Origin of the sequence: Rheinheimera riviphila, from assembly GCF_004005945.1 — a bacterium.
Classification (GTDB): domain Bacteria; phylum Pseudomonadota; class Gammaproteobacteria; order Enterobacterales; family Alteromonadaceae; genus Pararheinheimera; species Pararheinheimera riviphila.
This window is the reverse complement of sequence record NZ_SACS01000021.1, coordinates 76,800-87,273: the sequence shown is the minus strand read 5'-3', so window position 1 is coordinate 87,273 and position 10,474 is coordinate 76,800. Positions and strand designations below refer to the sequence as shown.

At 53.9% G+C, this 10,474-nt stretch carries 6 protein-coding genes and 2 pseudogenes; 3 read left to right on the top strand and 5 right to left on the bottom strand.

Going from position 1 to position 10,474, the window contains the following annotated elements; translation table 11 throughout:
• Positions 1-237: 237 nt before the first annotated feature.
• The gene (locus EOE67_RS16765; RefSeq protein WP_164852404.1) at positions 238-2,940 is read left to right on the top strand and encodes a CHASE domain-containing protein; all 2,703 of its coding nucleotides are present in this window, start codon (positions 238-240) and stop codon (positions 2,938-2,940) included.
• Here EOE67_RS16765 and EOE67_RS16760 read toward each other — a convergent pair.
• The 5 genes and pseudogenes from EOE67_RS16760 to EOE67_RS16750 form a co-directional block, all read right to left on the bottom strand.
• Positions 2,923-4,314, bottom strand: a complete 1,392-nt coding sequence (locus EOE67_RS16760; RefSeq protein WP_127700482.1) for a sensor histidine kinase — start codon at positions 4,312-4,314, stop codon at positions 2,923-2,925. The two genes, EOE67_RS16765 and EOE67_RS16760, sit on opposite strands and share 18 nt — an antisense overlap.
• Positions 4,286-4,480, bottom strand: a complete 195-nt coding sequence (locus EOE67_RS21110; protein WP_420849787.1) for a helix-turn-helix domain-containing protein — start codon at positions 4,478-4,480, stop codon at positions 4,286-4,288. Before EOE67_RS21110 ends, EOE67_RS16760 begins: the two co-directional genes overlap by 29 nt.
• 125 nt (positions 4,481-4,605) lie before the next feature.
• Positions 4,606-4,708 (bottom strand): annotated as a pseudogene (locus tag EOE67_RS21105) (DNA-binding response regulator); the annotation flags it as partial.
• Positions 4,685-4,918: pseudogene (locus tag EOE67_RS21100) on the bottom strand (response regulator); the annotation flags it as partial. The pseudogenes EOE67_RS21105 and EOE67_RS21100, both read right to left, overlap by 24 nt.
• Before the next feature lie 59 nt (positions 4,919-4,977).
• Positions 4,978-5,865: a MipA/OmpV family protein gene (locus EOE67_RS16750; RefSeq protein WP_164852403.1), complete on the bottom strand. Its 888-nt coding sequence runs from the start codon at positions 5,863-5,865 to the stop codon at positions 4,978-4,980.
• A 251-nt stretch (positions 5,866-6,116) separates the two neighbouring features.
• Here EOE67_RS16750 and EOE67_RS16745 point away from each other — a divergent pair, with 251 nt between their 5' ends.
• Both EOE67_RS16745 and EOE67_RS16740 read left to right on the top strand, forming a co-directional pair.
• Positions 6,117-7,355, top strand: coding sequence for an efflux RND transporter periplasmic adaptor subunit (locus tag EOE67_RS16745; RefSeq protein WP_127700479.1), 1,239 nt, complete (start codon positions 6,117-6,119; stop codon positions 7,353-7,355).
• A complete protein-coding gene (locus EOE67_RS16740; RefSeq protein WP_127700478.1) occupies positions 7,352-10,444 on the top strand; it encodes an efflux RND transporter permease subunit in 3,093 nt (1,030 codons plus the stop codon). The genes EOE67_RS16745 and EOE67_RS16740 overlap by 4 nt, the downstream gene beginning before the upstream one ends.
• The last annotated feature ends 30 nt before the right edge of the window (positions 10,445-10,474 follow it).

The following is a 10,474-nucleotide window of genomic DNA, read 5'->3' as shown; positions in this document are numbered from 1 at the left end:
AAAAACCGTAGGGCGCCACTCGCCGCGATAGCGGCAGTGCGCCGGATGGTGATTTGCCGTGATTCTGCCTTATGGCGGACTACCGCTAACGCGCTGAGTCAGCCCTACCCCAAAATTCCTTTAACCTAACCAAAGCCTCATTCCTTGGCTTAAACCACACCGTTCCGCTATCTTAGTTTGGTAAGCCGCTGTCCTTAAACCTATTCGCATAAAAACAGCACGGGGATGCAGTCACCAATGCCAACCAGCCTTCAGCCAATCCCGATGCCGCCGCAAAGCACTTTATCCATCATTGCAAAAATCGCACTGCTGGCGATTGCCTACATGCTGACCGGTCACCTGGCGATGCTGTTATCGGTGCCGCCGGGCTTTATCAGCTCAATTTTTCCGCCGGTTGGTGTGGCGCTGGCGGCGGTGCTGATTTGGGGTTACCCGCTGTTAATTGGCGTATTTCTGGGTTCAACCTTACTTAACCTGAGCATCGCCATCAGCAACGAGCAACAGCTTAACTGGCAACAACTGACCATCGCCTGCAGTATCGCCTTTGGTACCACCCTGCAATGTTTGTGTGCGAACTGGTTGATCCGCCGCAAGATGAGTTTCCCCAACACCCTCACCGAAGATCGGAACATCCTGTTATTGCTTTTTATTGGCGGCCCGCTGAGCTGTTTACTCAGTGCCAGTGTGGGCACGGCAGTGCTGTACGTCCACCAGATTATTACCCCTGGGCAACTGCTGTTTAGCTGGTGGAATTGGTGGATTGGTGACAGCATCGGCGTACTGATTGCAATGCCGCTGATGTTTATCGCTTTTGCTTACCCGCGTGAGATCTGGCGGCATCGGGCCACAACGGTTGGTATCCCGCTGTTACTCAGCTGCGTAGTGATGGTGGTGTTGTTTTTCCGCACCAGCGATGGCGAGCAACAGCGGCTACAACAGCACTTTCACGAACAAGCCAAATTGATGGCACAAAGCATCAAGTCGCGGATTTCGTTATATAGCAATTCAGTGCTGCCGCTGGAGCGGTTATTTATCGCTTCGGTCGATGTCACCGCTGCCGAATTTGCCATCTTCGTCGATTCCATTCTCAAAAATCATCCGGGTATTCGTGCCATGAGCTGGAATGCCAAAGTCAGCCAGCAGCAGCGTGCTGAATATGAAGCTGGCTTGCTGGCAAGTACTGTCGGCGGTTTGGGGATCACCGAACGGGATGCCAGCGGTCAGCTCATCAGCGCGGCCATCCGATCCGAATATTTTCCGGTCACTTATATCGCACCGATGCCGCTGCACCTGAATGTCACGGGTTATGATGTTGGCTCCGAAGCTTTGCGGCTGCAAGCGCTACAAACCGCCGGTGATCAAGGCACGGCAACTTTAACCGCGCCGCTGGATTTGGTGCAAAACCAGCAACAGAAAAATGCCATGTTGCTGTTTTATCCGGTCTACACCTCGGCCGAAACCCCACCTGTGATCGCAGAGCGCCGGCAGTTATTGCGGGGTTTTGTGGTCGCGGCCTTGCATATGGATGAAGTGATTGGCTCGGCAGTGCGCGACTATCCAGCGCAAAGTTTTCAGCTGTTGCTTACTGATATCAGCGACAACACCACGTCACCGCAATCTGAACTGGAGCCGGGAACGTCGTCCGGCATGCTGTTCAGCAAGTTAACCAGCCCTATCCCGGCTTACGCCAAACCGCTGATTTGGCTTGAAGAATTTAGCGTAGGCGGACGCAAATTCCGGATGGAAATTCTGCCAACCGAACATTATTTGCAAGACCAAAGCACACTGCAGCCCTGGGCGGTGCTGACCGGCGGTTTATTGTTATGCAGCCTGCTCGGCGGTTTTTTGTTATCCGTCACCGGTCGTGCCGAACAAGTGCAGCGACTGGTTCAGCAGCGCACGCTGGAACTGAGCGGTATTCTGGATAACGCCGCCGAGGCCATCCTGATTTTTGATACGCTAGGCCAAATCGAGCGCGCCAACGCCGCTGCACAACAGTTGTTTGGCTACAGCGAACGGCAACTACCCAAGTTGCACATCGGCAGCTTGTTACCCGAACTGCAACAAACCAACCCCGACTTTGTACAGCAGCGGCAAGGCCGTTCCAGCGAAACCGCTGGCTTGACGGCGCTGGGTACTGCACTGGAGCTGGAAATCAGTTTAAGTAGCTACGCCCTGCCCGGCCACACCTGGTTTATTTGCTTGCTGCACGATATCAGCGAGCGCAAAAAAATCGAGCGGCTGAAAAGCGAATTTATTGCCACCGTCAGCCACGAGCTGCGCACCCCGCTAACTTCCATCAAAGGCTCGCTCGAACTGGTGAATGCTGGCGTGCTGGGTCATGTACCAGAGGCTGCCAGCAATATGCTGAGCCTGGCACAAAAAAATACCGAACGACTGGTGCTGCTGGTGAATGACATTTTGGATATAGAAAAACTTGAACTCGGCGATGCGCATTTAGAATTGGCCTGCGCCGATCTGCGCGAACTATTGCAGCAAGCACTGACGCAAAATCAAGGTTATGCCGCCAATTTTGGGGTGCCGCTTAGCCTTGATGTACAAGCCTTACCACTGCAAGTGTTGGTCGAGGTGAATAACCAGCGGCTGCAACAGGTACTGAGTAATCTGATCAGCAACGCCGTGAAATTCTCCGAAGCCGGTAGCCCGGTGCAGATGAGTGCTGAGTTGCACGAAGCGCAGGTGCTGATCAAAGTCAGCGACCAAGGCCCCGGCATACCTAACGAATTCCGCTCGCGGATTTTCCAGAAATTCGCCCAAGCCGACGGCTCAGATTCGCGCCAGCGGGGCGGCACCGGCCTTGGCCTCAGTATCTGTAAAGAATTGATGGACCGGATGCACGGCACTATTGGTTTTGATAGTGTGGAAGGGGTAGGCAGCACTTTTTATATCACGCTGCCTTTGCTACCTGTAGCCGGTTAACAGAGATTCTCCCTCCAACGCCACTATAAACACCAACCCTGGTTCACTCAGTGCAGCCGTTAAGCTCCAACCGTGTGCCAGCGCGATTTCCTGACAAATGGCGAGGCCCAGGCCAGCGCCGATATCGCGACGATGGGCGCCGCGCCAGAATCTTTGAAAGAGTTGTGGTAGATGTTCCGGCGGGACGCCTGGGCCAACATCGCGCACACTGAGATAAGCCGGGTACAGCGTCAGCCGCACTTCGCTGCCTCGCGGTGCATGCTGGATGGCGTTTTCCAGCAGGTTTTTTAATAAGGTAAATAATGCGCTGTGATCAGCTTGCCAGATGGCGGCGTTGCTGTGATCTGACAAGGTCAAGGTGACAGTCGCCGCATCGGCCATTCGCTGTAAATAAGCCAGGGCTTCACTCGCCACTTTGCTTAAAGCAATGGTACTGAACTGATAGTTTTGCACTTCGCTGGCTTCAGTCAGTAGCAGCAGCTGTTGTACTTGCCTTGCCATATAAGTGACATCACTTAATAACCAGTTGCGCTCTTCGTTTTCAGGCATCAGTTCCAGCTGGGCGCGGATCAAGGCCAAAGGCGTTTTGAGTTCGTGGGCGGCAGTGGCCAAAAACTCTTGTTGTAGGCGATAACCTTGCTCCAATCGCTCCAGCGCGACATTAAAACTCTGCACTAAGGGCGCGATTTCGGTGGGCACATCATCTTCTTTCAGCCTCGCTTGCATCGATCGTGGCGAAATTAATGCCGCCGACTCTGATAACTTTCGCAGCGGCCGCAAGGTATAAATCAAGGTGAAATGGGCGCAGACCGCGAACACAAAAAACTGCACCAGCGCCAACAGCAGCAGTCCATCGCCAGCAAAACGTAAGGCGAAGGTGGTATGGGCGAAAAACATAAAACGCCGACTGACCGCCACCTGTAAGTACCAGTTTTGGCCTTGATGCACTCGCAGCGCAGTGGCGGCATCCATGATGATGCCGTGTTGCAGAAATTCAAAAGTACCAGCGGTTAAAGGTAAGTTGCGCCCATCAACCGCCGACCAGAATTGTGGCGCCGCAGTAGAGGCCAGCGCCACCTTGCCGGATTGATCCAGCACCCGAAAGGCAACTTCGTTGTACAGACTTTCAAATAACCACAAATATTCTTCATCCGCCATCTGTACTGGCATTCCGGTCTCGTTAAATTGCAGCGCCTCAGCCAGTTCACCGGAAAAATCGTTAATATCGTTTTCGGACAAGATATTGTTTTGTAACGCCAGTGCAATCACTAACACCAGCGCAATCAGGCCAACGCTTAAAATCATCTCGATGACATAAGCCAGCAGGATTTTCAGGCCAATGCTATTAAGGTGCTTTTTTGGTACAAAGCGCATAACCCACCCCACGCACATTGCTGATTTGTTGCTTTGAACCCAGCAGCTGCAACTTTTTGCGAATGCGATGCAGCACCACATCCAGTGCGTTGGGCGTCACCGCTTCAAAGCCCCAGGCGGCAGCTTCCAGCAAATTGTGCCGCAGCGTTTCCCCTGGTTTTCGCATCAGCACCAACAATACCTGCAACTCGGCTTGCGCCAGCAACTGACTGTGCGCGCCACACCACAGCAAATTGGCAGAAGGTTGCAGACGCAGATCACCGGCCACCGGGTCCAACGGCAAACATGCGACCGGGCGGCGCAGCAGCGCTTTCACCCGGGCGACCAGTTCTTCCATCGCAAAAGGTTTTGATAAGTAATCATCGGCGCCGGCTTCCAGACCAGTGACTCGGTCGTGTAAGGCGTTACGGGCAGTGAGGACTAAACAGGGAATATTGTTGCCACTGGCTCGCAGGCGTTGCAAAAGCTCTAAGCCATCGCCGTCCGGCACGCCGCGATCCAGCACCATTGCCTGGTACGGCACCTGTTGCAGGGCAAGCCAGGCGTGGTCGATCCGCTCGAAGGTATCAACCACAATGCCGGACGACGCCAGGCCTTTGCTCATCAGCACCGCCAGGCGTTCATGATCCTCCAACAGGAGTATACGATTCATCAGCAACTATCTTAAAAACGGTAAATGTAGCCAAGCAACAGCTGGCTTTCGGTGGAACTATCGACCAAGGGACTGTCTTTGATTTCATCTGCCAGACTGGTAACTGAAATATCCAGCAATATCATTTGTTGTTGGTCGATCATATACATCCCCATCACTCCCATTTCCATATTCAGCGCCGCTTCGCCCTGGTAAAAGGCGCGGCCGGTGCTAGTCGCGCTGGCAGGCAGCACTTCATTGGCGCGCACGCCGTAGTAATAATCGACGTATTTTTTATCAACGCGGCTGAGCACCAGCCGCGGGGTCAACAGATAGCTCTGACCAAAATTCCAGCTGCGTTCAAACGTCAGATCTAACTTTGAACCTTCACTATCCCCGGCCACTTCGGTCAGCAACTCCAGACTGACGTTCACAAAATCATTTTGCCACTCGGCTTGCGCACCAGCCCAAAAGCCGCCTTTGCGCTCTTCCATGCCGTTCAGAATAGGCGTGTCTTTTGGATCGTTGTCGGAGAAATCATAACTTCCAACCAGATTGAAATGCAGTTGATTGGATTCACTGAACTCAAGGCCCGGCAACTTCACTTTCAGATTGGGCCCCAGCACCTCAATATACTCATTCTGATAGGAAATAAAAGGAATGACTTTGGTGTCGCGGTCCATATCGGTATAGGCTTTTTGCTGCGACATCAGGCCTAGCCCTAAACCCCAGGATGAACCTTGTTCGCCCTGTTCACCCGGTTGTTCCTGTGCGGCTAACGGCAGGCAAAGTAGCGCCATCGCTGCAAAAATGAAGTGAGTTCCAGCTTTAGCAGCAAAATCGGCCAGCGTTAAGTGATTTTTAATTTGTGTCTTGATTTGCGTTTTGAATAAGGTCTTGAATGGCGTTCGAAATTGCATCACGGCTTCCTTTTGAGGGTAATTAACCATTCCATCATCGGTGTTGATACTTACACCATACTTACCAGGATCCCAACTCCGCCAAATATTTTTTATTTTTGGCATTTTTTATTTTTAGACTTTTTATTTTTAGGCTCTTTATTTTTTTAAGGTCACCGGCGCAGTAAGTTTCCTGAAAGTTGCCACCACCGATAGTGCAGCATCAACCAAAATCAGGATGAGGTTTCCAAGTGCTGCTTAAGCAATTTGTCATGAAAAAAATATCGGCCAAAACGGCTATTTTGGCGCTATGCGTGGTGGCTAGTGTGCTAGCGATTGGTGTTGAAGTCGCTGCGGTGATGCCGCCGCCAGCCGCAGCCGAATTAGCATCGGCTCATGCGGCAAGTGCTGCTGATGCAGTGACAACCAAAGCCGTACTCACGGTCACCGCCACCCACCCGCGCCTTGAGCTACTGCCGCTTCGCATCACCGCGCACGGCAATATCGAAGCCTGGCAAGAAGCCCGTCTTGGCACTGAAGCCGATGGCTTACGCCTGACCGAGGTCAAGGTGAATGTCGGCGACCGGGTCGGTAAAGGACAAGTGCTGGCGGTTTTTGCCGCCGACACCTTGCAGGCGGAGCTTAATCTCAGCCGGGCCGAACGCGCCGAAGCGCTGGCACTTTACAGTGAGGCCAGAGCTGACCTAAAACGTACCACCGAACTGCAAGCCACCGGCGCTTTGTCCAGCCAGCAAATTCAGCGGTTTATCACCGCATCGCAAACGACACTGGCGCGCTTAGATGCCGCCCGCGCCAAAGAACAAAACCAACAATTACGGCTGGCACAAACTCGCGTACTGGCGCCGGATCACGGCATCATTTCTGCCCGTTCGGCCACAGTTGGCGCGGTATTACCGGCCGGTCAGGAATTATTCCGCTTGATCCGCGCCGGTCGGCTGGAATGGCGCGCCGAAGTATCGTCCGATGTGCTGGCAAAGCTAAAGCCAGGTCAACTTGCCGACATCAGGCTGGCCGATGGCAGCCACCTTCAGGGCAAACTTCGGATCGTGTCGCCAGTGGTGGATACCCAAAGTCGCAACGCTTTGGTGTATGTCGATTTGGCGGAAAGCCTGCTTGAAAACGCAACCAGCAACGCCCGTCCCGGCATGTTCGCCCGCGGTGAATTTATCCTGGGTGCCAGCCAGGTACTGACATTGCCACAAAGTGCCGTGCAGCTACGGGATGGTTTTAGTTATGTGCTGCAGATCGGCGCTGATTCAAAGGTTATTCAAACCAAAGTCAGTACCGGCCGACGCACCGAAAACCGCATTGAAATCACCACAGGTTTAAGTATCGATGAGCGAGTGGTGACCACCGGCGGCGCGTTTCTGGGGGATGGCGATCTGGTCAAAGTGGTGGCCAATCCGGATGCGGATGACACACCAACTGCGATGACCACCGAAGTAAAAAGCACCACCACTGCCGCCGTTGGCCCAAGGAGTTTGCCATGAAGTTTAATCTTTCGGGCTGGGCTATCCACAACCCTTTGCCTGCCATCCTACTGTTTGTATTGTTAACGCTGGCCGGTTTGCTGGGCTTTCAGGCAATGAAAGTACAGGACTTGCCGGATCTGGAATTGCCTAAAGTGAACGTTATCGCCACGTTGCCCGGCGCTTCGCCTTCGCAGCTGGAAACCGATGTGGCGCGTAAACTCGAAAACGCGTTCGCTACGGTGCAAGGGGTGCGGCATATTTATAGTCAGCTGAGCGAAGGTGCCGTTATCTTGACCATTGAATTCCGGTTAGAGCGGCCCATTCAGCAAGCGCTGGACGATGTGCGGGATGCCGTTGCCAGAGTGCGCGCCGACTTGCCAGCTGATTTACGCGATCCGGTGATCCAAAAACAAGAACTGTCCGGCTCGCCTATTCTGACCTACAGCATCACTTCGCCACAGCTCGACGCCGAAGCGTTGTCCTGGTTTGTCGACCATGACATCAGCAAAACCTTGTTGGCGGTGCGCGGTGTTGGCTCCGTGAGTCGGATCGGCGGTGCCGAACGCCAGCTGCGGGTTGATTTAGACCCAGCTAAACTGCTGGCTTTTAATACCACAGCCGCCGATATTTCGCGGCAATTACAGCAAATTCAGCAGGAAGCCTCCGGCGGGCGCACCGATTTCGGCGGCATCGAACAATCGGTGCGCACCATCGCTACGGTGAGCTCAGCAGCGGAAATTGCCGCTTTGGACATCACATTAAGCGATGGTCGCCGGGTGCGGTTGGATCAACTTGCTTCGGTCACTGATGGTCTATCGGACCAGCGTTCGGCGGCATTTCTGGATGGCCAAGCGGTGGTTGGTTTTGAAATTGTCCGCGCCATCGGCTATGGCGAACTGGAAGTTGCCGCTGGGGTGCGCGCAGCTTTGCAACAACTCAAAATGCAGCATCCCGATCTACAGCTCACCGAAGTATTTAATCTGATTGATCCGGTGGCAGAAAATTACCAGGGCTCGCTGCAACTGCTGTACGAAGGCGCTTTGCTGGCGGTGATTGTGGTGTTCCTGTTTTTACGCGACTGGCGCGCCACTTTTATTGCCGCTACCGCCCTACCGCTGTCGGTGATCCCAACCTTTGCAGTGATGCATTTATTGGATTTTAGCCTCAACACCGTGACCTTGTTGTCGTTATCGTTGGTGGTTGGCGTCTTGGTCGATGATGCCATCGTCGAAATTGAGAATATTGAGCGGCATTTACTTCTCGGCAAACGGCCGTTGCAAGCGGCGCTTGATGCAGCAGCTGAAATTGGCCTGGCGGTGATTGCCACCACTTTTACCCTGGTAGCGGTGTTTTTGCCGACTGCTTTTATGAGCGGCGTCATCGGTAAATTCTTCGTGCAATTTGGCTGGACCGCAGCTGTGGCGGTGCTGTTTTCGCTATTGGTGGCGCGCTTGCTGACGCCGATGATGGCGGCTTATTTACTCAAAGCACCAAAGCACCCTGCCGCTGCCAGCAAACCGGAGCCCGGCTGGATCCGCTATTACCTGAAATTGATGCATTGGTGTCTAGCCCATCGCAAAATCACCGCTACTGCCACTTTGGCGTTTTTTGGCAGCGGTCTCTATCTTGCGACCTTGCTGCAGGGTGATTTTATGCCGGCCGATGATCACCAACAGACCCAAATTAGCCTGACTTTGCAGCCTGGCAGCAAACTACCACAAACTATCGCCCTCGCCGAACAAGCCCGCGCTTTGGTGCAGCAACACCCGCATGTGATCCAGGTGTATAGCGCGGTCGGTGGCGGCAGCATGGGTGACGCGGACGAAGGCAGCATGGCAACGGGTGTCAGCAGCGCGGTGCTGACTTTAACGCTGAGCCATCGCAGCGCAAGGCCTGGCTTGCACAAACAGCAAATCGAACAGCAGTTACGTGAACTGCTGGCCGAGCTGCCAGGCGCCCGCGTCAAAGTCGGCATGGGTTCCGGCGAAAATTATGTACTGGTGCTGGCCAGTGAAGACAGCCGGAAGCTCGCGCAACACGCGCTGCAGGTCGAGCGGGAGCTTCGTTCAATTGTGGGCATTGGCGCGGTGATTTCCAGCGCCAGCCTGGTACGCCCCGAGCTGATTATCCGCCCCGACTTTGCCAAAGCAGCCGACTTAGGCGTGACCTCAGCGGCCATTGCCGACACGCTACGGATTGCCACCGCAGGGGATTATGATCAGGATTTAGCCAAACTCAATCTCAGCCAACGTCAGGTGCCCATTGTGGTGCGGCTAAACGATGCCGCCCGCCAGGACTTTGAAACGCTAAAACGGTTACCGGTGCCCGGCGCGCGTGGCCCGGTGCCACTGGACAATGTCGCGACGCTGGAACTCAGCAGTGGCCCTTCGCAAATTTCGCGCTTTAACCGGATGCGCAACATCACCTTTGAAATCGAGCTGAATAACCAACCACTCGGCACCGTGGAACAAGCGGTGCTGGCGCTGCCCAGCCTGCAACATTTGCCAGTGGGAATATCGCAAAATGTGTTAGGAGATGCAGAAATGATGGGGGAACTGGCCTCTGGATTTGCCATCGCCATGCTAACCGGCGTGCTTTGTATTTACATGGTATTGGTGTTGCTGCTCAAAGATCTGTTTCAACCTGTGACTATTTTAGCTGCCCTGGTGTTGTCGGTACCCGGTGCTTTTCTGGCGCTGTTTATCACCGGTTCTACTTTATCGCTACCAGCGATGATTGGGCTGATTATGCTGATGGGCATCGCCACCAAAAACTCAATTTTGCTGATTGATTACATCGTTATCGCCCGCAGCGAACATCAGCTCAGCCAGTTTGACGCCATCGTCGACGCCTGTCGCAAACGCGTTCGTCCGATCATCATGACCACAGTCGCCATGGGTGCCGGCATGCTTCCTATCGCCCTTGGTATGGGCGGCGACCCAAGTTTTCGCGCCCCGATGGCGATTGTGGTGATTGGCGGCCTGATTACATCGACCTTGTTAAGCGTGCTGGTGATCCCGGTGCTCTACAGCTATGTCGATGATGGGGTGATGAAGTTGAAGGGGTTGATTGCAGGTGGTAAAGCTAAGCGTGCTTTAGCCACCTGAAATTTGCGCAGCCGATTGTCTTAGACTGAT

Coding starts and splice junctions, on each gene's coding strand:
- EOE67_RS16745 (WP_127700479.1), top strand. CDS start 6,117: ATGAAAAAAATATCGGCCAAAACGGCTATTTTGGCGCTATGCGTGGTG.
- EOE67_RS21110 (WP_420849787.1), bottom strand. CDS start 4,480: ATGCGAAAACCAGGGGAAACGCTGCGGCACAATTTGCTGGAAGCTGCC.
- EOE67_RS16740 (WP_127700478.1), top strand. CDS start 7,352: ATGAAGTTTAATCTTTCGGGCTGGGCTATCCACAACCCTTTGCCTGCC.
- EOE67_RS16750 (WP_164852403.1), bottom strand. CDS start 5,865: ATGCAATTTCGAACGCCATTCAAGACCTTATTCAAAACGCAAATCAAG.
- EOE67_RS16765 (WP_164852404.1), top strand. CDS start 238: ATGCCAACCAGCCTTCAGCCAATCCCGATGCCGCCGCAAAGCACTTTA.
- EOE67_RS16760 (WP_127700482.1), bottom strand. CDS start 4,314: ATGCGCTTTGTACCAAAAAAGCACCTTAATAGCATTGGCCTGAAAATC.